The following is a 22768-nucleotide window of genomic DNA, read 5'->3' as shown; positions in this document are numbered from 1 at the left end:
GACGTAATGGACCTATACCCTGGCATTACCTCAACGACACGTCCGCCGAATGGATTGCCGCGCAGCTCTGCCGCAGTCTCGTTGCATCGTTCTTGATGCAACGGGACGGAGCCATGAGCCATCATCATCACGACAGGAAATTGGCTCTGGCCCCGCCATTCTCGACCCCGCGATAGTCCGGCCCCTGAACGCAGGGGAAGGGGGCTTCGGCACGACACAGGCTGAGCTCCGGTTCGCTCGGGCTGTCGTCAGGACGCGACATCACACTTAGACCAAGCGCTTCCCGCGCCTCGACCATACGGAGGATCCCATCGATGAAAGACCAACCGCATTGTCGCGCCGCAACGTCACGGCGCGACCTCCTCCTAGGCGCGCTGTCGGCTTCGGTCGCGGTCGCTCTTCCTGCGACCGCGCAGCCGCGCGACGGACAGATCACTCCACGCTCCAACCCAAGTCACGGAATAATGACCATGAGCACGGTAACGACCAAAGACGGCACCGAGATTTTCTACAAGGACTGGGGACCGAAGGATGCTCAGCCCATCGTCTTCCATCACGGATGGCCGTTGAGCGCCGATGACTGGGACGCGCAGATGCTCTTCTTTCTCGGCAAAGGCTATCGCGTTGTCGCCCATGACCGGCGTGGCCACGGCCGATCGGCTCAGGTGAGCGAGGGCCACGACATGAACCATTACGCCGCCGACGTGGCGGCCGTGCTTGATCACCTCAAGCTCACCAATACCATTCACGTCGGCCATTCGACGGGTGGAGGAGAAGCGGTTCGCTACGTGGCGCGCCACGGGGGGAAGCGCGTTGCCAAACTCGTCATCATCGGCGCTGTGCCGCCGCTCATGGTGAGGACGCCGGCCAGTCCCGGTGGGCTACCGATGGAGGTGCTCGACGGGCTCCGGGAATCGCTCGCTGAAAACCGCGCCCAGTTCTACATCGATTTTCCATCCGGACCCTTCTATGGCTTCAACCGTCCAGGCGCGAAACCCATCGAAGGCCTCATCCAGAACTGGTGGCGCCAGGGCATGATGGGGAGCGCCAAGGCCCATTACGAGGGCATCAAGGCCTTCTCGGAGACCGATTTCACCGAAGACCTGAAGGCCATCACTGTGCCGACGCTCGTCATGCACAGCACCGACGACCAGATCGTGCCCTTCGCCAACGCCGGCCCGCTCTCGGCAAAACTCGTCAAGAACGGAACGCTCAAGGCCTACGACCACCTCCCGCACGGGATGTGTGCCACGCACGCGGATGTGGTGAACCGGGACCTGCTCGACTTCTTCCGCTCTTAGGCGCCGCCGATCGCCGGCGATTGGACCGGCGATCGCAACCCGATCCGACTGGAGCTGCAAACCATGTACAAGATTGTTGTTTCTGCCGCCGTCGTGGCGGCATGCATTGCCACCGGCGCCCTCGCTCACGACGCCTCCGGAGAACATGTCAAGCTGATCTACGATCACCCGCTCCCTAACGTGCCTGGCAAAAGTATGCGCGCAGTGCTCGTCGAGTACGAGCCGGGCGAAACATTGCCGGCGCATGTCCATCCGCGTTCCGCTTTCATCTATGCCACGGTCCTTCAAGGGGCGATCGAGAGCCAGGTCAATGGCGGGCCGGTGACCACCTACCGCGCCGGAGAAGGTTTCCCTGAGTTCCCGGGCGATCGCCATGGCGTCAGCCGGAACGCAAGCACAACGGAAAACGCCCGATTACTGGCTGTGTTCGTCGTCGACACCAGCGAGACGGAACTCACGACGCCTATTGAGATCGACGATGCTCAGGGGCGCGCGCGCCGATGACAGGCTAGCGCAGGCACGGCGCCGATGCTTGGGGGCTCTCATGCTTGTCGAACGATTAAGCGCCTCAACGGCGACACGCCTTGCGGTGATTGGCATCACAGCAGACGTGCGATGCGCCGTGCAGTGGCTTTCCAGGCCCGGCGTCGGGCTTGTCCTCGTATGCGCAGATGATGGCCGTCTGCAGGGTGTGGTGAGCAAGTCCGATCTCGTTCGTCATATGGCCGGTTCGGCGCTCACGGACAGCCCGGTGGCTGATCTGATGAGTCGATCGATTGTGTCATGCGCGCCCGATGATGATGTCCGCACCGTGTGGACAATCATGACAGCAGGAAATCTCCAGAACATTCCCGTTATCGATGCGCATGCGAGACCGGTGGGCGTCCTTGAGATACGCGATGTGATGAATGTGCTGTATGCGCAGGAAGAAATGCAGGAGAAGATGCTCACGAACTATGTCGCGGGCGTCGGTTACCGTTGAATAGTGTATTCGGGCCGACCGCTACGATCATCCCGCGCTTCAAGCCCATCGTGAAAATCATAGCTTTACTCAGCTGGGATGTAGCTCGGGCGAGAACGTCATGCCCGGAGAAGCGTTGAAGTGAGCCCTGCAAGGGATGGAGCCAAAGCTCCGGACGCTCCTTGCGACTACGACTTGATCTCACCAGAACAGGAAAGTCGACATGTTCCAATTGAAAGATAAGGTGGCCCTGATCACCGGCGGGAGTTCCGGTATCGGCCGGGAGACTGCGCTCGCCTTCGCGAGACAGGGCGCGAAGGTGATAATAACCGGACGGCGTTTCGAGCCGCTGGAGCGTACGGCCGCGCTTGACGCGAACATCGTCGCGTTCGTCGCCGATGTTGCTGCGCCGAGCGACGCCGCGCGCAGCGTCGCGAAGGTGATCGAGACCTGGGGACGACTGGACATCCTGGTAAACAACGCCGGTGCCGGCGCGATCGCACCCCTGTCCGATGTCACCGCTGAACAGATCCAGGCCATCTTCGCCGTGAATGTCTTCGGACCAAGTCTGCTGGCCCGGGAGGCGCTTGCGTATCTTTCTGGAACGCAGGGCACGATCATCAATATCTCAAGTACCTTCGGACACAAGGCCGGTGGCGGACTCTCGCATTACGCCGCGAGTAAGGCCGCGCTGGAGCATCTGACACGCTGCTGGGCGCTCGAACTCGCGTCATTGGGTATCCGGGTCAATGCGGTTGCAGCCGGACCCACCGAGTCAGGTGCCTTGACCGGTATGATGGGGCTCTCCGCAGAGGAGGCAGCTCGCATTGCGGAAGGGGAGCAGAAGCAGATCCCGCTCAAACGCCGCGGCGTTCCTGAAGATGTCGCGCGGTGGATACTCAATCTTGCCGATCCCGCCTCGAGCTGGATCACAGGACAGGTCATTTCGGTCGACGGCGGATTGAGCCTGACGTGAGCGCCGTGGCCGTTTCCATCAATCGCATCCGCTGAACAAAGGACCGCGGAACGGCCCCACGCCACTGGGACGTTGGCGTCATGCATTTAAGTGTATCGCCGCGGGCCAGGATTGACGAGACACCGAAGGTCGGTATGTTGCTCGTTCATCACGGTGTATTGTTAAATGAGGCGGTTGCGACGCTTGTTGCGCAGCCGAGGTTCCTCTGCGTTGTCTTGTCGAGGCGAGGCGATCAGCTGTGAGAACAAGATGTTCAGATCCGGAGAAATCCTCATTCTGACGGGAACGCCGGGGGCGGGCAAAACGACTGCCGCAACGCGCATCGCGCAATTGCCCGACAGCCCGAAGGTCCATCTGCACGCGGATGATTTCTGGCGGTTCATCAAGGCTGGATCGATCCTTCCGTGGGAAACGAGGGCCCACGCCCAGAATGCAACAGTCATTGACGTGCTGGCCGGGGCTGCCGCGCGCTATGCGCAGGGCGGATACTTCGTGATCGTGGATGGTATTATTGGAACCTGGTTCCTCGAGCCGTTCCGGAACCTCGGTGTGCCTCTGCACTATATTGTCCTCCGCCCGGATCTGGAGGAGGCAATCAGGCGGTGCGGCGCGCGCGGCGGCGACACCCTTTCAGATCCCGTTCCCATTTCTGCACTGCACCAGCAGTTTGCAAATCTCGGCGCCTTGGAAGCCCACTCGCTTTCGGTTTCGGGCCTGACCGTCGATCAGACGTGCGACGCCATTGCCCAATCGGTGCAGAGCGGCCGCTTTCGGCTGACGTGACCTAGGTGTCTCAGGCTGCGTCTTTATCTGGTCCGTCAACTGAGTTGAGAAGTGCAGGCCTGGGCCGCTCGAATGACGCGATCAGTCATTTCATACTTACTAGTTTCTAACAAAGATGAGCTAAAGCGGATGCCCACCGGCGGCGTCTTGGAATGATTCACCGAAGCACTTCCCGCTGCGGCAACAGCTTGCGCCCCTCATGGATGATCAGCCACATTTCCGCGATATCTATTTTGTCGCTGCGCATCATCATCTGGACGATGGAATCGGCCAGCATCTCCTCGAGGGTTGGCTCGGCGCCCGAAAAGGTCAAGGCGTGTTCCGAGAAGGACGGGTCTTGATCGCGATCATGCCGTTTCGGTGACGTTGAGATTATGGTCATGGTCGCTCCCCACCGCCCCTCTTTTCCGCAGATCATAGGAGCGCGGTCCGCCCACCGCGTCCATTTGCAACATCAGTTGTTTGCCGGCAAAAGTTGCGATGCCGAAGCCGATAAGAGCGTGTGTCCACGTTGCCCACGGGTCCGCGAAGCCGAACAGGAACGGGTGGCCATAGCCGCGCAGCCAAGAATGATGTTGGAACATTCCGGCCATAGATTGGAACGGCACAGTACGAGGTTGGAACAGCCAATGACCAGGGTTCCGATGATACCCGCACTCCATGAGGCAAACGTGCCGCTGAAGATTGTCGACGTGTAGGCCAATCCCGCGCCAAGCGCCAGGTTCGTCCAATCCCAAGCCTTGCTCGGTCCTTCCTGTCTCATAGTTTGTCCATTCCATGGCCGGCTTAAGAGACCGTGTTGATAGAATGAAAAATCTGTGCGTGATCACCAATTCTACTCAAGGATCATCCTGATCATCCTAAGGTTTGGGTTACCTAGGCTGACGGCCGCCAAATAGCTTGGTTGCGCTCTCATGGCTTCACCGTGCTTGCTTTCTTCATCTGCCCGGTGAAAAACTGCGACCTGCCAGTGCGCCTTCTACCGGCCAAAACGCGCCCGCATGGATCTCAGCACCAGGGGGATTGTCGCGCGCACATCGGAGGAGCTCCCGCGTGCAGGAGGCGCATCGCTCGTTGCTTCCAGCGCCTCCGCGAGCCGTTGCGCGAGCGCCGGATATTTCCCCGCGAGTGATGTGATCACCTCGCCATCGCCGACATAGAGCGTCGTTGGCACGACAGCGGTGATTGAGTATGGAGCTTGAGACCCTCTGAGCAGGGAAGACATTCCAAGAAGATCGCCAGGCGCAAGCCGGCGTACCTCCCGGCTTTCCATCCGGATCGTGACGATCCCTGCGCGTACCATGAACAATCCGCCGGGGGAGATGTCGGCGCCGCCGATTGTCTCGCCGCTGGCGAGCGAGCGCGTCACGATGGCGTCCCCCAAACGCTGCTTTTCGTCATAAGTCAGCAAGGAGAAGAGCGGAATGGCCTCGATCAACTCCAGGGGCCCGACCTTGAGCATGCGCGCGCTCCCCTCGCTGGTTAGCCCTGGCGCAACCGCGGAGGCAGTGTCGGGCAGGGCGAGCAGAAGGCCAGCGGCCTTGCAGTGGCGGTAGATGAGATCGAGAAGTGCGTTGCGCGCCGGAACGCGGTCCGCCAGCGTTGCAACCCGGTAGCTGAGCTCCAGTTCAATGGCGGTCGCGTCGATGCTCTTGAGCGCCACGATGGGCTCGGGATCGCGCATGAGGAGGCTGCAACTGGCAAGCGCATCGCGCATGACGTTCATCACCATAGACGGCATGCGGGTTGGCGCGATGCGGATAGTGATGCTCTGTCCTTGGGAGGCATCGGGCCGTTCGAGATTGGTGATCGCCATCTTCGCCAAGCCGCTGTTAGGCAGAACGACGATAGCGTTGGCGGAGGTCTGGATCTGGGTCGAGCGCCAGTTAGTTTCGATGACGCGTCCTTCGGTCCCGTCGCCGAGAACGACCCAATCGCCGAGGTGATACGGTCTGCCGAGGCTCAGGGCGATCCCGGAAAAGACGTCTCCGAGGGTGTTCTGCAGAGCCAGTCCGAGCGTGATCGCTACCACGCCCGATGTCGCGACAATGGCGGATATATTCATCCCGAACACGAATGACAGGATCGCCAAAACGACGCCAAGATAGATCACCGCGACGAAAATGTCCTGGAGCAGTCGCGCCTGGTTGGGGTGCCCCTCGATCACCAGGTACAGCCGGACAAAGCCGATGACGGCCCAGGCGAGATGAATCCACCAGAGCACCTTAGCGAGGATCAAGATGAGATCGCTCGTCTCAACGGCTCCGAAGCCCTCCATTCGGTAGGGCACGATACGCTCGTGCAGCAGCACCCCCGTCATGGCGGCGAAGAAGCCAAGCTGGGCGATCAGCCTCGTCGTGGCAAGCTTGCGGGGGACCACGTGCCAGACGATGATCCCCACCACGCCGAGCAGGTTGATCAGCGCAAGCGGCGACCAGACTTGCACCACGGTGATGCTCCTCCGAATTCCGGTGACGTGCAATAGACTTGGGCCTGATTGCAGGCCGTTTACGGGCTGCAACATCGTCCGCCGGATCGTCGCTCTCGATCCGTATCGATGAAGGCGATGGCTGAACGCTGGGCGCGTTCGGTGTTGATGCGGTCGGGCGATCGCAGGAGTGCTTTGCCCGGGTGCGGGGGTATTGCTGGCCTGGGCCGTCATCGACCTCGCGGGGAGGCGGCCCGCGGAGGTCGTTGCATTGATCAAGGCCTCTTGATGTCACCTGCGGCCGGGCCGATCAGGCGGGCACCGGCAGCGTGCTCACCCACTGGGAGAAGGTGACGGTGCCGAGCCGTGGATCGGCATCGGAGACCAGAGAGGTCTCGCGAAGCCGGGCCCCGAAATAGCGGGCGTCGGAATCGGCCTCGACCGAGCGGGTGTCACCGATCGCGGTGAGGTACCGCCGCACGAGTTCGTCGAGGGCGAAGCGCTCTGGCCCGGCGATTTCGACAATCCCGTTCGCCGGTGCCGAGAGAGCGACATCCGTCATCGCGTCCGCGACATCGTCGGAGGCGATCGGCTGTACGAGGGCCGGTGACAAGCGAACTGTCGCGCCGTTCGCTGCGGACTGGGCGATGCCAGGCAGGAACTCAAGGAACTGGGTCGAGTGAACGATGGTGAAGGGAAGCCCGGATTCGCGGATCAGCTGTTCCTGCAGCAGCTTGCCACGGAAATAGCCGCTCTCCTGCAGACGTTCAGTCCCGACGACGGATAGAGCTATATGGTGGCGCACGCCGGCCGCCTTTCCGGCGGCGAGCAAGTTATGCCCGGAGATTGAAAAGAAATCGAGCACCGCCTGGTCGTCGAAGGAGGGCGAGTTTGCAAGGTCCAACACGACCTCCGCTCCGGCAAGTGCGCCGGTGAGACCTTCGCCCGTTATGGTGTTGACGCCGGTATTCGGCGACGCAGCCAGCACATCGTGGCCACGCTTGCGCAGACGTGTGACGGTTTTCGAGCCGATGAGGCCGGTTCCTCCGATGACGACGATCTTCATCACTTGATCTCCTGTCGCAGCCTCGATGGAATGCTGCGTATCGACGTGGATCTGAAAAAAGGGGACGGGGCTTTATTCAGCTCAGGCCCGCCTTATCGAGACCAAATGCCTTATCGGCCGAGCCGGGTGTGGTCTTGAAAGCAATTCCCACGCGATTCCAGGCGTTGATCGCCATCACAGCGAAGGTGAGATCAGAAAGTTCCTTTTCGGAATACTCGCCGCGTACCCTTTGGAACAGTTCGTCGGAAACGCCACCCTCGGGAAGCTTGGTCAGTGCTTCGGTCCAGGCGAGAGCCGCGCGCTCGCGTGCAGCGAAGAGGTTGGATTCCCGCCAGATGGTAACATGGTGGAGACGAAGCTCGGATTCGCCGGCGATTTTCGCCTGCTTGACATGCATGTCGAAGCAGAAGGCACAGCCATTGAGCTGCGAAGCCCGTATCTGGACTAGATTGTGGATCGTCTCTTCGATCGCGCCGTCTCTCAGGGCAGTGCTGAACTCCATGAATTTCCTGAACAGTTCGGGCGATTGCTGGGGATAGTTGATACGCTGCGACATAGGAGGCTCCGTTGGGATGGATTTATTTGAGATGATCGCGGCTATCCTCAGCAGATCCGCGCGGGTGACAGATGGAGCAGTTGTCTTCCGTCCTTCGATCTCGCGAATTGGGCGCAGGTCGTGCTCGCGGTGTTCGCCTTCTTGAAGGGGCAAAGGGCGCAGGCATGCCCGTGTGTTGTGTGGGCGTGGGCCGGGGTTCCGACAGGCTCCGCGATCTCGCCTTCTTTGGAGGCGACGCTATGGTTTCGAGCGTCGCGGGTGAGGGCGTGACGGGGCCCGGGACCGTTGATGTGCCGGCACATTGTGATGCTCCAAAGAAAAGCCTCAGGGAAACAGGCCGCGCCATGGGCACAGCCGAGCCAGGCGACGCAAACGGGCTCTCTGATCGAGCGGCTGTAGCTGAGCCGGAATGGCTGCAAGCCGCGCTCGGCTTCACCGGCGACGCAGTCGAAGCCGACGCTGGCTCGCGATCACGTTCCTCGCGCCTCTGAGCGCTGGGGCATACCGAGGGCAGGCGTGTCGTCGCCTGGTGAGGAAACGCCCCTTGCGCTTCCGGCAGGCCAGGCTTTCAGTAGTCCCAGAAGACCGGGACCCAGCGAAAGGCATCTCCGGCTATCGCCACCCGGCCGACAGATGGAAACGGTAGGTGAGTGGCCACCAGTTGTTCGCCGGTCTCAGCCAGTTCCGTCAAAAGACGGACGCGAACACGGGCTGCTTCTTCGGGGTCGTGCTCGAAGCCGTTATACCAATCGGGATGGTCGAACCCGACCGCGAAGATGGCGTCGCCTGCAAACGTCAGCCGGTCGCCACCGGAGGCAAGCCGAACGACACTGTGCCCGGGCGTGTGGCCGCCCGTGCGGCGGACGACTACGCCTGGCGCTACTTCATGCTCATCTTCGAACAGGCGCAGCTGGCTCCGGTATTCTTTCGCGAACCGCTTGGCCGTTGCGCGGAGGGCGTCGGGAAATCCGTCAGGCATGACCGCATGGGTGAAGTCTGGGGCCTCCCAGAACTTGACCTCGGCTGCTGCGACGTGGATCCGCAGGTCCGGCCGCAGGCGGTCCTTGACGCCGTCGACGAGAAGTCCGCCGATATGGTCCATATGCATGTGGGTGAGCACGATGTCGGTCACTGAGGCCAGATCGATGCCTGCGGACTCCAGTCTCCTGATCAATTGCCCGGCGCGCGGCAAGTTCAGGTCGGGATCCAGCCCCAGGCCGGCGTCGATGAGTATGGTCTGGCTGCCGCTTCGGACCAGCACCACATTCAGCGACCAGTCGAAAGCGTCGGGCGGCAGAAACATGTCGTTCAGCCAGGCCTTCCGCGCTGCGGGATCTGCGTTGTGCCCGAGCATGTTGGTTGGGAGCGGAAGCACTCCGTCACTGACCACGAGCACGTCGATCTCACCGATCCGCACGGCATAGCGCGATGGAACCAGTTCAGCAGGCCGGGGTGTATCGAGATGGGAGGTGTCCAAGCTCATGTTTGTCTCCTAGCTGACCGCCGTTCTACGCACGGCAGGGGCAACTTACGGTGAGGCATGGGTGCGATCGATTGGGTTGGAGGCGAGGGTGAGCGATACCACCGTATAGGTCGCGTCATCGCGTTTCCGCGGTAGAGAACAGGCGACGATCTGACGTGCCGACCCGACTGATCGCCCAGCCAGCTCCCACCGTCCGAACCGCAGGCAGCGGACAACCGATGGATTTCCATAGGGTGCAGCGGAAATCGCACCGCCCTATTCTCACCCCTGAGCGAAGCAGCTGGACGGAAGGAGTGCTAGTCTGACGCCACGGTCGCGGGCCAGGCGGACGCGGCCTCCACGGGAGGACGTGCTGATGTTGTCGATTGCGGACTATGCAAACGACGCGCCCGCGCAGGCGGCTCGGATGGTGGAAGGCGTGGTCGGCAACGCTTGGGCGACGGACGCCGCAGGCCGGCTCGTCTATGTCACGCCGGGCATGCTGCCCCTGCTGACCGCCGCGGCGGGAAACGGGCGCGAGAGCCTCCCGGATCAGGCGTCCGCTACCAATCAAACTCTTGCCGAAGACCAGCCGCTTGACTGGAAAGGGCTGGTGCATCCCGACGACTATCCGGCGGCGGCAGCCTCCTGGCGAGAGAGCCTGCAGACCGGGCATGCTTACGATGTCAACCAACGTATGCGTGGCACCGATGGGATCTACCGATGGGGGCGCTCTGCGGGCCGTCCGCTGCGCGATGCGGAGGCGCGCGTCGTCGGCTGGTACGGGACCTCCATCACCGATACTCGTCAGCCTGGTGAAGGCGTGCAGGGAGACCGCGTGCGGGCGCTCTCGGAGCTCGTCGACATGGCCCCGACCCACTTGTGGCGGCTCACGTCCAAAGGCGAGCTGGCGTTCATCAACAAGCGGATGGCGGACTATCTCGGACCAGCCATGGCAAGCAAGGCGCAAGGCGGACTGGACGGCTTGTTGGGCGCGATCCACCCCGATGATGCGATCGCTTTCAGGGATACGCTCGGCCGCAGCCTGGCAACTGGCGAACCGTTCTCGCTACGCTACCGGCTACGTCGCGCAGACGGTGCGTACCGCTGGATGTCGAGCCGTGCTGAGCCGTTGCGCAACGACAGGGGCGATATCCTGCAGTGGTATGGAACGTGCCACGACGTCGATGACCAGGCCCGGGCGGAGGAGGCTTTGCGCCTGCGTGAACAGGAGCTCAAGCGTCTCGTTGACGCGGTGCCCGCCATGATCTGGTGTGTCATGCCGAACGGCGAGCCCTCCTACATCAACAAGCGACTGGCGGACGCGGTCGGGATCGCGTTGGACGATCTCATCGCCCCCGACGGATCGCGTTCCCTTGGCGATATCCACCCGGAAGATATGGCGGCTGTCGAGAAAGCGCTCGGCCACGCGTTCGCAACGGGTGAGGCGTTTTGCATGACCTATCGGCAGCGCAGGGCCGATGGCGGGTTTCGTTGGACTGAGGGCCGCGCGGAACCCATGCGCGGTGAGACCGGGGCAATCATCCGGTGGTATGGCGTATGTGTCGACGTGCATGAACGCGTCGTCGCGCGCGAGGCTTTACAGGAGAGCGAGCGCCAGTTGCGGCAACTTGTGGATGCCGTACCGAGCCTGACCTGGTGCCTGTCGCCAGATGGTCAGCCGTCCTACTACAGCGAGCAGCTGATGCATTGGCTAGGCACCCGGGCAGAGGATCTCGGTACTCGGGAGTTGAGCCGCATCGCCCATGCTGCGGCGATCCTCGTGCATCCGGAAGATAGCCCAGGGGTGCATGAAGAGCTGGCGCGTTGTGTCCTCACGGGTGATCCCTTCCTCCGGAAATATCGGGTTCGCCGGCATGATGGCGTGTTCCGCTGGGTGGAGGGGCGAGCCCAAGCTCTGCGCAATGCGAGCGGGATAATCATCCAGTGGTACGGCGTGCTTATCGATATTGAAGATCTCATGCGCGCACAGGAAGACCTGCGCGGTCGCGAGCGGGAGCTCTCGCAGCTGGTCGATATGGTTCCGAGCCACATCTGGCGGCTGCGGCCAGACGGCGAGCCGATGTTCTTCAACAAGCGGATGGTTGATTTTCTCAACATGGAGGTAGGTCATCCCCAGGAGCCGGACATGAGCCGGCTACAGACCCTACTTCAGGCCATCCACCCGGATGACGCGCCGCAGTTCGAAGCGGCTCTTTATCAGAGTCTAGCCAGTGGCGAAGCTTTCGCGATGCAATACCGGATGCGGCGAGCCGACGGCGAGTACCGCTGGATGTCGGGCCGTGCGGAACCGCTGCGAGACGAGCGCGGACGGATCGTCCAATGGTTCGGCCTCAGCCATGATATCGACGAGCAGATGCGTCTTTATGGTGAGATCGCGGAACGCGAGGCCAGAATCCGCAGGCTCGTCGATTCGGATATCATTGGCATCGTGATCTGGGACCTCGATGGCACGCTGATCGACGCCAACGACGCGTTCCTGCGCATGGTCCAATATGACAGGGAGGATGTGAAGGCCGGCATTCGCTGGTTCGACATGACACCTTCGGAATGGCAGGAAGTGCATTCCCGCGAGGAGGCAGAGGAGCTTGCGACGACGGGCAAGATGCAGGCGCGGGAGAAGGAGTACTTCCGCAAGGATGGCAGCCGGGTGCCCGTCCTCATCGGCGCCGCCTGTTTCGACGGCCAGTCTCGGCAGGGCGTCGCCTATATCTTGGACCTGACAGAACGCAAGCGTGCGGAAGCGGCGGTGCGCGACCGCGAACGGGAGCTGTCGCAACTTGTCGACATGGTGCCAAGTTACCTCTGGCGGATTACGGCCGATGGCGTGCCGGTGTTCTTCAACAAGCGGCTCGTCGACTTTCTGGGTTTGGACGTCACGGATGCGGACCAGCCCGGCAAAAGCCGCCTTGCGGCAATTACCGACGCCATCATTCACCCGGATGATCGGGACAATGTGATGGCGGCATTCGAGCACTCCTTGGCGAGTGGTAAGCGCCTCCTGATGAAGTGGCGCATGCGCCGGGCGGATGGGGTCTTCCGTTGGATGGAAGCGAGCGCCGAAGCGATGCAGGACGAGGGCGGCCGTATCGCGCAATGGTACGGCCTGTGCCACGATATCCATGACCAGGTGCTCGCCGAAGAGGCGCTACGCGTGAGCAAGCAGCAACTGGAGCAGATGATCGACGCGGTGCCCATTAATATCCTGAGCTTCGATCGGGCGCGCAAATTGACCTATGCCAGCAGGCGCTATCTTGAGACGGTGGGCTCACCGGGCCACATCCAGGATTTTGAAAGCCTCGCGCTCGACGTCGCTCATCCGGAAGACTTTCCGATGATGTTTCGCAGGGCCTCCCTTGGTTTTGCGACCGGCGAGCCGTTCGTGAACCGGTTCCGGCGACGCTGCAGCGACGGCGTCTATCGGTGGATCGAGGCGCGCGCCCAGGCCTTGCGCGATGCCAATGGCGAAATCGTTCAGTGGTACATCGCCTCGATTGACATCGAGGATGAGATGCAGGCCCAGGCTGCGTTGCGCGAAAGGGAGCGCTTCCTGTGGCAGCTCGTGGAAACCCTGCCGGCGATGATCGATTGCGCAGCACCAAATGGCGAACCGGTTTACCGCAGTCAGCAGCTTCGAGAGTTTCTGGGCTATGAGCTCCAGGAGCTGACCAAGAAAGGCGGATCACGTTTGACGCAGACGCTGGACGCCGGGGTGCATCCCGATGACGTCGCTGCAGTCAAGAAGCACTATGCGGACTGCTTGCTGACGGGAAAGCCCTACGCGCGGCGGCACCGGCTGCGTCGCCATGACGGCGTGTATCGCTGGGTTGAGACGCGCGCCGCACCGATGCGCGACACCGACGGTGCGATCGTCCAGTGGAATGTGATCTGCCTCGATATCGACGCAGAGGTTCGGGCTCAGGAGAACCTCCGCTTGGCGCAGGAACGCCTTGCCCGCGCGAGCCAGGCGGCGAGCCTCGCAGAGCTCTCGGCCTCGATTGCCCATGAGGTGAACCAACCGCTGGCAGCGGTCGTGTGGAATTCCGAGGCGTGCCAGCGCTGGCTGACTGCCTGCCCACCAAACCTCGAGCGGGCTCAGATCACCATCGCGCGGATCATTCGCGACGCAAATGCAGCTGCGGATTTCGTCAGCCGGATCCGCGCCCTGTTCAAGCAGGCCGTCGCCCCCCGGCATCGCGCGCCGATCGGGGATGTCACCGCGGAGGTCGGGAGATTGCTCGCTGACGGAACGACGCAGGTACGGGTCGACATCGAGACGGACGTGGCCCCCGGGCTCCCGGAGATCCCGTTTGATGTTATCCAGGTCCAACAGGTGCTCGTGAACCTGATGCGCAATGCGATCGAGGCGATGGATGGCTCAACGGTGGAGCCGCGTCTCCGCGTGCGTGCCATGCGCGACGGCGAGGATGTGCGGGTTGAGGTGAGCGACAACGGACCGGGCGTTGTCCATCCGGAAAAGGTGTTCGACGCGTTCTTCACAACAAAGCAGACCGGCATGGGGATGGGCCTTGCGATCTGCCGGTCGATCATCGAGGCGCATGGCGGGCGATTGTGGGTCGATAAGAACGCCACCGGCGGCGCCACTTTTGCTTTCACGCTCCCGATCGAACCGCCTGAGCTCTCATGACGTCGGAGGAGCCCATCGTGCTGATCGTGGACGACGATCCAAGTGCGCGTGAAGCCCTTGCCGAGCTTCTCGAAGCCCATGGCATCCGCGTGGCCTCCTTCGCCTCCGCGGGAGATTACGCACGCGCAGCCAAGCCGGCAGGGCCTGCGTGCCTGCTTCTCGACATCGAGCTCCCTGACATCAACGGGCTCGACCTGCAGGCGCAGCTGGCCGGAACGGATCATCCGCCGATCGTCTTCATCACGGGCCATGGCGACATTCCCTCGTCGGTCCGCGCGATCAAGCACGGGGCGGTGGACTTCCTGACAAAGCCCTTTGGGGAGCACGCGCTCATGGGCGCCATAGACGCCGCCTTCGCGCGCGACAGGCAGCTCCGCGCCGAGCGCTCGGATCTTGAGCGCCTAGAGGCCCGCTACGATACACTCACCCCGCGGGAGCGCGAGGTTCTGCCGCTTATCGTGAGCGGCTTGTTGAACAAGCAAGCCGCGGCCGTGCTGCAGCTCAGCGAGGTCACGCTTCAGCTGCATCGACGGAACGTGCTGCGGAAGATGGGGGCAGCCTCTCTCGCGGATCTCGTGCGGGTCGCCGAGCGGCTCAATATCCCCATCACCCATTCGCGTCGCGGAGACAAAGAAACGTGAGTAGCTCCGAGCGCACCATCGCGGTTGTGGATGACGATATACGGCTCCTCGAGTCCCTGGAGAATCTCCTGGAGTCCGCAGGCTATGCGGTTCGGACCTTCTCCTCGCCGAAGGCGCTGCTCGCGGCGGGGCTCGTGGACGTCGATTGCTTGATCACGGATATCGGCATGGCGGAAATGGACGGCTTCGAGCTCCGCGATGCCGTCAGGACAATGAGGCCGGACCTGCCCATCTTCATGGTGACGGGACGTCATGAGATCGCGGATCGGCTCGCCAAGTCCCCCCTGGCGGCGGCTCTATTCCGCAAGCCGATAGACGGCCAGCTGCTGCTGGCTGCCGTGGATGAGGCCTTCGCCGACTAAATCTGGGAGAAGTTGACCATGTTGCAGCAAGTATCTCGGAAGACTCAATCGTCACCAGCACGCGAGGGGGGTGAGCAGCCCGTCGTTCTCGTGGTCGACGACGACCTCGCGGTACGCGAAGCCTTGAGCGAGCTTATTCTGTCGATCGGGCTGAACGCGATCTGTTTTGCGTCCACGCAGGAACTGCTGGCCTCCTGGGACCCGGACGTTCCCGGTTGCCTCATCCTCGATGTGCGGATGCCCGGGGCCAGCGGCCTTGACCTCCAGCATCGCCTCGCCGCCAGCGGCAACACCAAACCCATCATCTTCCTGACCGGGCATGGAGACATTCCGATGACGGTGCAGGCCATGAAGGCCGGCGCGGTCGACTTCCTGACCAAGCCGGTGCGCGATCAGGCCCTCCTCGATGCCATCACGGTTGCCCTGGAGCGAGACCGGCAGCAGCGGGCGGCCGCGAGAGTAGCGCGACGCAATGCCGAGCTTCTGAAGTTGCTCACACCGCGGGAGCAAAGTGTCCTGAGCGAGGTCGTGCGCGGCCGTCTCAACAAGCAAATCGCCTATGACTTCGGCATCAGCGAAGTGACCGTGAAACTCCACAGGAGCAATGCCATGCGGAAAATGCAGGTCACCACAGTCGGTGAGCTGATCCGGGCATGGGAAACACTGCCGGCCTCCCTGCGGCAGTCGTCGTGTTAGTTTGCGCGGAGGGGCTGTGCTGATGCACGCAGGCGTGCAAGGCGTCTCGGCAATGCCGGATCCGTGTCGCCTATCCCTGGGGTGTGCGGCCCATACAGCTTACGCCGCCCGGCGCGCATCGAGGAGACGGGCCATCGCTCGCCTCGCCATCACCACGACGAGATGAGCGCGGTACTCGGCACTGGCATGAATATCGCTCATCAGACCGTCGGAAGGCACTGTCACGCCGTCGAGCCCGGAGACGTCGAAACGCGCGGAAAGAGCTTGTTCGATCTCGGTTGACCGGAAGACGCCGTCCGCTCCCGCGCCCGTGACGCCGACCCTGATGCCGGGCTCGCTGCGCGCGATGAATGTCCCGGCGAGGGCGTATCTCGATGCCGGATTGGGAAATTTCACGTAGGCCCCGTCCAAAGGAGCCGTGAACCGCACTGCCGTCACCATTTCGTCGTCATTGAGCGAGGTTTCAAACAGCCCGGTGAAGAAGTCTTCTGCGAGGATCTCCCGCTCACTGGTCACGATGGTCGCGTTGAGCGCGATCATGGCCGCCGGATAATCCGCGGCGGGATCGTTGTTGGCGACCGATCCGCCGATCGTTCCCATGTGCCGCACATGGGGGTCGCCAATAAGGCCGGCGAGATGGCATATCGCGGGACATAAGGCCTCAAGCTCGCCGTGCGACGCCACCTCGGAGTGGGTCGTCGCGGCGCCGATGACGACCTCGCGACCCGAGATGGCGATGCCGGATAGCCCGGGCACGTGGCGCAGGTCAACCAGATCGGACGGGGCGGTGAGCCGCGTCTTCATGGCGGGGATCAAGGTCATGCCGCCCGACAAGAACTTGCCGTCCTCAGCGCGTCTCACGATAGCGACGGCCTCGGCGATCGAGGATGGGCGATGGTAGCGGGTCTGGTACATTGTTCAGGCTTGCACCTTCGTTAGGCTTGTACCTTGGCGAGGTGGTCCTCAACCGCGTCATAGACCTTGAGCACCGGCATGACGCCGGCGACGGGAATCGTGACCGCAAGCGTCTCCCTGATCTCGTCGGGTGTGCCACCGGCGGCCAGTATCTTGTCGATATGCGCGATCAGCCCGTCGCCATAGCCGCTGACGGCGGTGCAGGCGAGAAAGATCAATTGCTTCGTCTTGGCGTCGAGTGCTCCCGCCTTGGTCACCTCTGCCACCAGCGCCTTGAAGGCGGCGGCGCTGTCCGGGTTCTTCTCGATGAAGCGCAGGTAGGTCGGGTTGGCCATGTGGTCCCCTAGATGTGAAGGCCGCCATTGACGTGCAACGTCTGGCCAGTGACGAAATCCGAGGTGGAATCGGCGAAGAAGGCGACCGCGTTGGCAATGTCAGCCGGCCGGGCAATGCGGCCAAGCGGCACCTGTTCGGCAACCTTGCGCCAGCCCTCGGGGGTGAAGGCGGAATGCGCACCCGGATCCTTTTCCGTGTAACCGGGTACGACCACGTTGCTCGTCACGCCGAAGGGAGAAAGCTCGATGGCTAGCGTGCGCACCAGCGCTTCCAATCCCGCCTTGGCCGCGGCGGTGACCGGGAAAAGCGTAACATCCTTGCGGAAGATGTGCGCGACGAAGGAGCTGACGGCGACGATGCGCGGGTCGCGGCCTTCCTTCAGATGGGGGGCGGCTGCGCGGGCCAGATGGAAGAAGGCCGCCATGACGGTATCAGTCGCGGCCGAAAGGTCGTCGTCCGACACCTCGAGCAGCGGCTTCTTGTTGGCTGAACCTGCGTTCGACACCAGGACGTCGAGACCGCCGAAGGCTTCGACGGTGCGCTCCACCAGGCCGGCTGCCGCCCCCTGGTCTCGCAAGTCGCACAGATGCGTTTGCGCCACTGCGCCCCGCGCGCGCAAGTTCTCGGCGACGGCTGCTGCGCCTTCGGCATTCTTGCGCGCATGCACCATGAAAGCGGTGCCGGGTGCGGCCAGTCGGCGGCAGATCGCGGCGCCGATGCCGCTGGCTGATCCCGTGACCAGAAAGACGCGGGGCCGCTCGCTCATGATTGCTGTTCCGGTCGGATCTGGGAGGCAATGGCACGCACGATGCCGGTATAGCCGGTGCATCGACAGATATTGCCCTCGAGATTTTCGCGAATGGTGCGTTCATCCGCATGGGGTATCCGGCGCACGAGATCGAGCGCCGCCATGATCATGCCCGGCGTGCAATAGCCGCATTGCAAGCCGTGATACTCGCGGAAGGCCTGCTGCATCGGGTGCAGCTCTCCTCCTGTGGCGATCCCCTCGATGGTGATGATTTGTGACCCTTCCGCCTGCACGGCCAGGATGCTGCAGGATTTGACCGACTTCCCGTCCATGTGGACTGTGCACGCGCCGCACTGGCTCGTGTCACAGCCGACATGGGTTCCGGTCAGACGCAGGCCCTCGCGCAGAAAGGTGACGAGCAGCGTGCGGTCATCGCCTTCCGCCGTCATCTCGGTGCCGTTCACGTTCAAGGTGATCCGCCGCATGGTTCAGGCTTCGCCCGTTTCGGTTAGACGGAGCCTGGCGGTGAAGGATAGCGGGCCGATTTGACGGGTCACCACCACCCCCATCTCCGGTGACCGCATGACAAGGCTTTCACGGCCTGGAATGCAGTGCCTGAGGACGTCTGGATTGTTAAGTGCCGCGCACACCTCCTGGCGTGACGCAGCAGGCTGGTAGCTTCCTGACATGTTCATCGGGTCAGTTTCCTCTCTTGAGCAGCGGGCCGCGCTCTGAGGGCTCAATCACGAGATCGAGCAGGTAGGGTTTGCCGGCTTCGACCGTGCGGATCGCCCGCTCAAGCGCCTCGGTGAGCTCGCCAACCTCCGAGACCGTCTCCGCCACCACGCCCTGGGCGCGGGCTAAGCCCGCGATGTCGACATGGGGTTCGGCAAGACGCATGCCGATCCACTTGTTTTCGACGGGCCGCTTGCGCTCGCGGGCAACGGCTTCCTGATGAACCTCGTCATTGTAGTTCGAGCGATTGTTGGCGACGATGACGAGGACGGGAATAGCGTAATGTGCCGCGGTCCAGAGCGCGGTCGCGCCCTGGAGGAAATCGCCGTCCCCGACGATGCTCATCGGGATCCGGCCTGTGCCCTTGAGCGCCAGCCCCACACCAACGGCCATGCCCGGGCCTGCACCAAGCCCGCCGCCGCCGTCGAAGCCGAGATAATCCAGCGGGTCGCGGAACGGGTAATGTTCACTCGAAAAGCCAAGGCCGACACGCATGATAGTGAACTTGCGGCCTTCGCGGCGCGCGTTGAGGAGCCATGCGAGGTCGTCCTGCACGATGGCCCGCCGCGGATCGCTCAGATCGGGCGGTGCGACCTTCGCCGGGGCCTGTGGTGTGCTCCATGCTGAAGCCGGCTTTTGCGCCTTTGTCAGATAGGGAAGAAGCCCGGCGACGAGAGCGTCGGGTTCGGCCAGCACGCGGATATCCGCCGGCGGGAGCCCCTGGTAGTCCATGCTCCAACCATTATGGATGTATGAATCCACGGTGCAGTTGATGATGGTGCCCCTGACCTTGCCTTTCTGTTCGATCAGTTGCAGCGCACCGGCGAGATCAATGGAGTCGAGCACGAGAATGACGTCGGCCTGGCGCACAAGTTCGGCGGCTTCAGGCGAGTAGTGGCTGCGCGGAGTCGGCCCGTGCAGCGGGTGCTCGGTGGGGAAGGACGCGCCCGTGCGCAGGTCCGTCAGCACGCGGGCACCGACGGCCTCGGCCAGTCTGATACGCTGCTCCCACGCTTCCGGATCGCGCGAGACGCGACCTGACAGGATGATAGGCCGTTCGGCCTGCACAAGGCGGTCGGCGATGTCGCGCAATGTTTCTGCGGAAGGATGCGGGGAGGGGCCTGGCGCGTAGCGAGATACGTCCGGCAATGCGAAGCCGTCGGCATCGAAAGGCTCTTCCTGAAGATCAGCCTCGAGGCAGACATAGGTGGGGCCGCGCGGCGCGGTCCGCGCGATCTGGTTGGCGCGCAGGAAGGACTCCACGGCTGCGACAGCCGAGGTCGGCTGGTCGTCCCACTTCGTGTAGTTGCGCAGGAGCGCGCCCTGGTCCTTGGCGGTGTGAACCCAGTCGACCCACGGTCTGCGCTTGTCGGCGGCGACGGGCCCTGTCGCGCCGACAATCACCATCGGCACCCGCGCGCACCACGCGTTGAATATCTGCATCAACCCGTGCATCAGGCCCACATTGCTGTGCAACACGCAGCCCATCGGCTCGCCGGTGACGCGGGCATAGCCGTGCGCGATGGCGACCGCGTGGTCCTCATTCAGCGTCAGCAGCATCTGCGGGTCACGGTTGCCGAGATAGTTGACGAGGCTGTCGTGAAAGCCGCGGTAGCTCGCACCGGGGTTCATGGCGAGATATTTGAGGTCGAGCCTGCGCACGACCTCGGCCATCAGGTCGCTTGACCACTCAATGCGGGGATTGTTGATGCCGACCGGTTTCTCGACCTCATTATCGGTGACGTTCATGCAGAGATCTCCGCGTTGCGAATGGCCCGCCAGACACGCTCTGGCGTCGCAGGCATGTCGATATGGCGCACACCGAGAGGCGCGAGTGCGTCAAGGACGGCGTTCATGATGGCGGGCAGGGCGCCAATAGTGCCCGCTTCTCCGGCGCCCTTGACGCCAAGCGGGTTGTTGGCGGTCGGGGTGCCTTGCGTCAGCAATTTGCAATCGGGCACATCGCTGGCGCGCGGCATGCCGTAGTCCATGAAGGAGGCCGTGAGGATCTGGCCGTCATCGTCGTAGCGGATGTTTTCGAGGAGCGCCTGGCCGAGCCCCTGCGCCATACCGCCCTGCACCTGGCCCTCGACCATCTGGTGATCGAGCACGTTGCCGACATCGTCGACAACGATATAGCGGTCGAATTCCACCGACCCGGTATCAGGATCGATCTCGAGCTCGCAGATGTGGCAGGCGTTGGGATAGGTCGGCGCCGGCGGGGCAAACACAGCGATCGCATCGAGGCCGCCTTCGATCTCGGGCGGCAGCGCGGCGACGCTGAAGCCCGCCTTCATCACCTCATCGATGGAGAGGGAGCCTCGGCCCTCGACCGCGAACCGTCCGCCTGCGAAAACGATATCGGCTTCCGCCGCCTGCAGCAGGAAGGCGGCGATACGCCTGCCCTTCGCGATCACCTTGTCGCAGGCCCGATCGAGTGCGCCGCCGCCGCTCATCATCGAGCGGGAGCCGAACGAGCCGCGCCCGAAGGCCGAGACGTCAGTGTCGCCCTGCATGACGACGACGCGTTGCGGCGCGACGCCGAGGCGTTGGCTGACGAGACGCTGATAGATGGTCTCGTGCCCTTGGCCGTTCGACATCGTGCCGACGAACACGCGAACACCGCCCGAAAGATCGAAGCGAATCTCTACCCGTTCCTCCCAAGGCGATCCGGCCGGGCCCCCAGCCTGCTCAATGGCGTTCGCGATGCCGATGCCACGCAGCTTGCCGGCCTTCCGGGACGCCTCCCGACGCCCGGCGAAGCCGGCGAGGTCGGCCATATCCGCCGCCGACCGCATGTTCCGCTCGAAGTTGCCGCTGTCGTATTCGAACAGCAGATTGGTGCGGTAAGGCATCGCTTCGGCAGGGATCAGGTTCCGGCGCCTGAGCTCGAACGGATCAATGCCCATCTCACGCGCAGCGGCATCGATCACCCGCTCCAGCACATAGGTCGCTTCCGGACGCCCTGCTCCGCGATAGGAGGCCGTTGCGCGCGTGTTGGTGAAGATGCCCTTGACCTCCGCATGAATGGCGGGGGTCGTATACGGACCAGACAACGAGCCGAGGTTATTCACCGGCGGATGGGCGCCGCGCAACGCAACGCAGGCGCCCAGATTCGCCAGCGCCCGGTAGGAGAGCCCGAGGAAGCGACCATCCGCCGACAGGGCCAGCGCGACCTCGACATGGTTCTCGCGCGCATGGTCATCGCTGATGAAGGCTTCGCTCCGTTCGCAGAGCCACTTCACCGGCCGCCCCAGCCGCCGCGATGCCCAAAGCACGAGGATGTCCTCGGCAAACATGCCCGCCTTGAGGCCGAAGCCGCCGCCGACATCGGGCGCGATGACGCGCACGTCGTGCTCGGGCACATGGAGGATACGGGTTGCCAGCACGTGGCGGATCTGGTGCGGTGTCTGCTGGCCGACGTGCAGCGTATATCGGCCGGACCGGCGGTCGTAATCACCGATGGCGACACGGGGTTCCATGGGGTTGGCGGAGACGCGATTGATGTCGATGGTCAGCCGTATGATATGCGCTGCCGCCTCCATGGCCGCGTCAACACCTTTCCTGTCGCCGATCTCGTAGACAAAAGAGACATTGCCGGGCGCCTCGTCCCACAATTGGGGGGCATCGGGTGCGATGGCGGCGCGAAGATCGGTGACGGCGGTCAGCGGTTCGTACTCGACCTGCACCGCTTCTGCGGCGTCCTTGGCGAGCGCGAGGCTGTCAGCAACGACGATCGCGACGGCCTCGCCAACCATGCGAACCCGCCCCAGCGCCATCGCGCGATGGGGTGGTTCGATAATGGCCTGCGTCGTGAAGTCCGCGCGGCGCGGCCGGCTTACACACGGGATCGTGCCGATGCCGTCCGCCTCCATGTCAGCACCTGTCAGCACCGCATGGACGCCCGGCATGGCCAGTGCTGCCGAGACATCGAGCGCCACGATGTCGGCATGGCCGTAGGGTGAACGCACCACCGCCATGGAAAGCATGCCGGCGAGGTGGATATCGTCGACGTAGCAACCTTTGCCGGACACGAACCTTTCGTCCTCGACGCGACCGGTGTGGCCGTGCCCCCCGAACTTATCCATGATAGCGCGCCCCAATGGCACTCATTGCTGTGTCGAAGGCTGTGG

Annotated in this window: 23 protein-coding genes; 10 read left to right on the top strand and 13 right to left on the bottom strand. The window is 63.0% G+C overall.

What is annotated here, in order from left to right:
- Nucleotides 1-127 precede the first annotated feature (127 nt).
- The gene (locus KIO76_RS23100) at nt 128-298 is read right to left on the bottom strand and encodes a hypothetical protein (RefSeq protein WP_213325935.1); all 171 of its coding nucleotides are present in this window, start codon (nt 296-298) and stop codon (nt 128-130) included.
- A 172-nt stretch (nt 299-470) separates the two neighbouring features.
- Between KIO76_RS23100 and KIO76_RS23095 the strand changes: the two genes are divergently transcribed.
- From KIO76_RS23095 to KIO76_RS23075, 5 genes are all read left to right on the top strand, one after another.
- On the top strand, nt 471-1301 hold the full coding sequence (locus KIO76_RS23095) for an alpha/beta fold hydrolase (RefSeq protein ID WP_213325934.1): 831 nt from the start codon (nt 471-473) through the stop codon (nt 1299-1301).
- Nucleotides 1302-1364: 63 nt separating this feature from the next.
- On the top strand, nt 1365-1805 hold the full coding sequence (locus KIO76_RS23090; protein WP_213325933.1) for a cupin domain-containing protein: 441 nt from the start codon (nt 1365-1367) through the stop codon (nt 1803-1805).
- Nucleotides 1780-2283 carry a CBS domain-containing protein gene (locus tag KIO76_RS23085; RefSeq protein WP_349629423.1) on the top strand — a complete coding sequence of 168 codons (504 nt, stop codon included), beginning with the start codon at nt 1780-1782 and terminating at the stop codon, nt 2281-2283. The genes KIO76_RS23090 and KIO76_RS23085 overlap by 26 nt, the downstream gene beginning before the upstream one ends.
- 202 nt (nt 2284-2485) lie before the next feature.
- On the top strand, nt 2486-3238 hold the full coding sequence (locus tag KIO76_RS23080; RefSeq protein WP_213325931.1) for an SDR family NAD(P)-dependent oxidoreductase: 753 nt from the start codon (nt 2486-2488) through the stop codon (nt 3236-3238).
- Nucleotides 3239-3487: 249 nt separating this feature from the next.
- Nucleotides 3488-4021 (top strand): AAA family ATPase, encoded by a 534-nt coding sequence (locus KIO76_RS23075; protein ID WP_213325930.1) that lies wholly within the window; start codon nt 3488-3490, stop codon nt 4019-4021.
- A gap of 157 nt (nt 4022-4178) precedes the next feature.
- Here the strand turns inward: KIO76_RS23075 and KIO76_RS23070 are convergent, their stop codons facing one another.
- The 4 genes from KIO76_RS23070 to KIO76_RS23055 form a co-directional block, all read right to left on the bottom strand.
- On the bottom strand, nt 4179-4403 hold the full coding sequence (locus KIO76_RS23070) for a hypothetical protein (RefSeq protein ID WP_213325929.1): 225 nt from the start codon (nt 4401-4403) through the stop codon (nt 4179-4181).
- A gap of 597 nt (nt 4404-5000) precedes the next feature.
- Nucleotides 5001-6470: a mechanosensitive ion channel domain-containing protein gene (locus KIO76_RS23065; RefSeq protein WP_291976161.1), complete on the bottom strand. Its 1470-nt coding sequence runs from the start codon at nt 6468-6470 to the stop codon at nt 5001-5003.
- A 289-nt stretch (nt 6471-6759) separates the two neighbouring features.
- Nucleotides 6760-7515: an SDR family oxidoreductase gene (locus KIO76_RS23060; RefSeq protein ID WP_213325927.1), complete on the bottom strand. Its 756-nt coding sequence runs from the start codon at nt 7513-7515 to the stop codon at nt 6760-6762.
- Nucleotides 7516-7591: 76 nt separating this feature from the next.
- Entirely contained in the window at nt 7592-8071 is a 480-nt protein-coding gene (locus tag KIO76_RS23055) for a carboxymuconolactone decarboxylase family protein (RefSeq protein WP_213325926.1), read from the bottom strand.
- Nucleotides 8072-8310: 239 nt separating this feature from the next.
- Here KIO76_RS23055 and KIO76_RS23050 point away from each other — a divergent pair, with 239 nt between their 5' ends.
- Nucleotides 8311-8562 carry a hypothetical protein gene (locus tag KIO76_RS23050; RefSeq protein WP_213325925.1) on the top strand — a complete coding sequence of 84 codons (252 nt, stop codon included), beginning with the start codon at nt 8311-8313 and terminating at the stop codon, nt 8560-8562.
- A 77-nt stretch (nt 8563-8639) separates the two neighbouring features.
- Here the strand turns inward: KIO76_RS23050 and KIO76_RS23045 are convergent, their stop codons facing one another.
- Nucleotides 8640-9554 (bottom strand): MBL fold metallo-hydrolase, encoded by a 915-nt coding sequence (locus KIO76_RS23045; RefSeq protein ID WP_213325924.1) that lies wholly within the window; start codon nt 9552-9554, stop codon nt 8640-8642.
- Between the two features lie 355 nt (nt 9555-9909).
- Here KIO76_RS23045 and KIO76_RS23040 point away from each other — a divergent pair, with 355 nt between their 5' ends.
- From KIO76_RS23040 to KIO76_RS23025, 4 genes are read left to right on the top strand one after another with little or no spacing between them, the layout of a single operon-like run.
- On the top strand, nt 9910-14202 hold the full coding sequence (locus tag KIO76_RS23040; RefSeq protein WP_213325923.1) for a PAS domain-containing sensor histidine kinase: 4293 nt from the start codon (nt 9910-9912) through the stop codon (nt 14200-14202).
- Entirely contained in the window at nt 14199-14843 is a 645-nt protein-coding gene (locus KIO76_RS23035; protein WP_213325922.1) for a response regulator transcription factor, read from the top strand. The genes KIO76_RS23040 and KIO76_RS23035 overlap by 4 nt, the downstream gene beginning before the upstream one ends.
- On the top strand, nt 14840-15205 hold the full coding sequence (locus KIO76_RS23030) for a response regulator (protein ID WP_291976159.1): 366 nt from the start codon (nt 14840-14842) through the stop codon (nt 15203-15205). Before KIO76_RS23035 ends, KIO76_RS23030 begins: the two co-directional genes overlap by 4 nt.
- An 18-nt stretch (nt 15206-15223) precedes the next feature.
- Entirely contained in the window at nt 15224-15901 is a 678-nt protein-coding gene (locus KIO76_RS23025; protein ID WP_502761905.1) for a response regulator transcription factor, read from the top strand.
- Nucleotides 15902-16000: 99 nt separating this feature from the next.
- Here the strand turns inward: KIO76_RS23025 and KIO76_RS23020 are convergent, their stop codons facing one another.
- Genes KIO76_RS23020 through KIO76_RS22990 form a run of 7 tightly spaced genes read right to left on the bottom strand, consistent with a single transcriptional unit; the run spans nt 16001 to nt 22723 of the window.
- Nucleotides 16001-16816, bottom strand: coding sequence for an FAD binding domain-containing protein (locus KIO76_RS23020; RefSeq protein ID WP_213325920.1), 816 nt, complete (start codon nt 16814-16816; stop codon nt 16001-16003).
- 20 nt (nt 16817-16836) lie between these two features.
- Nucleotides 16837-17151, bottom strand: coding sequence for a carboxymuconolactone decarboxylase family protein (locus tag KIO76_RS23015; protein WP_213325919.1), 315 nt, complete (start codon nt 17149-17151; stop codon nt 16837-16839).
- A gap of 8 nt (nt 17152-17159) precedes the next feature.
- Nucleotides 17160-17918, bottom strand: a complete 759-nt coding sequence (locus KIO76_RS23010; RefSeq protein WP_213325918.1) for an SDR family NAD(P)-dependent oxidoreductase — start codon at nt 17916-17918, stop codon at nt 17160-17162.
- On the bottom strand, nt 17915-18385 hold the full coding sequence (locus tag KIO76_RS23005; RefSeq protein WP_213325917.1) for a (2Fe-2S)-binding protein: 471 nt from the start codon (nt 18383-18385) through the stop codon (nt 17915-17917). Before KIO76_RS23005 ends, KIO76_RS23010 begins: the two co-directional genes overlap by 4 nt.
- Nucleotides 18386-18388: 3 nt before the next feature.
- Entirely contained in the window at nt 18389-18595 is a 207-nt protein-coding gene (locus KIO76_RS23000) for an SRPBCC domain-containing protein (RefSeq protein WP_213325916.1), read from the bottom strand.
- A gap of 4 nt (nt 18596-18599) precedes the next feature.
- Nucleotides 18600-20384 carry a thiamine pyrophosphate-binding protein gene (locus tag KIO76_RS22995; RefSeq protein WP_213325915.1) on the bottom strand — a complete coding sequence of 595 codons (1785 nt, stop codon included), beginning with the start codon at nt 20382-20384 and terminating at the stop codon, nt 18600-18602.
- The gene (locus KIO76_RS22990; protein WP_213325914.1) at nt 20381-22723 is read right to left on the bottom strand and encodes a xanthine dehydrogenase family protein molybdopterin-binding subunit; all 2343 of its coding nucleotides are present in this window, start codon (nt 22721-22723) and stop codon (nt 20381-20383) included. The genes KIO76_RS22995 and KIO76_RS22990 overlap by 4 nt, the downstream gene beginning before the upstream one ends.
- Nucleotides 22724-22768 lie beyond the last annotated feature (45 nt).

The sequence above is a fragment of the Chelatococcus sp. YT9 genome (assembly GCF_018398315.1).
GTDB lineage: Bacteria > Pseudomonadota > Alphaproteobacteria > Rhizobiales > Beijerinckiaceae > Chelatococcus.
The sequence above is the reverse complement of the archived record's forward strand: the minus strand, read 5'-3'. Positions and strand labels throughout refer to the sequence as shown.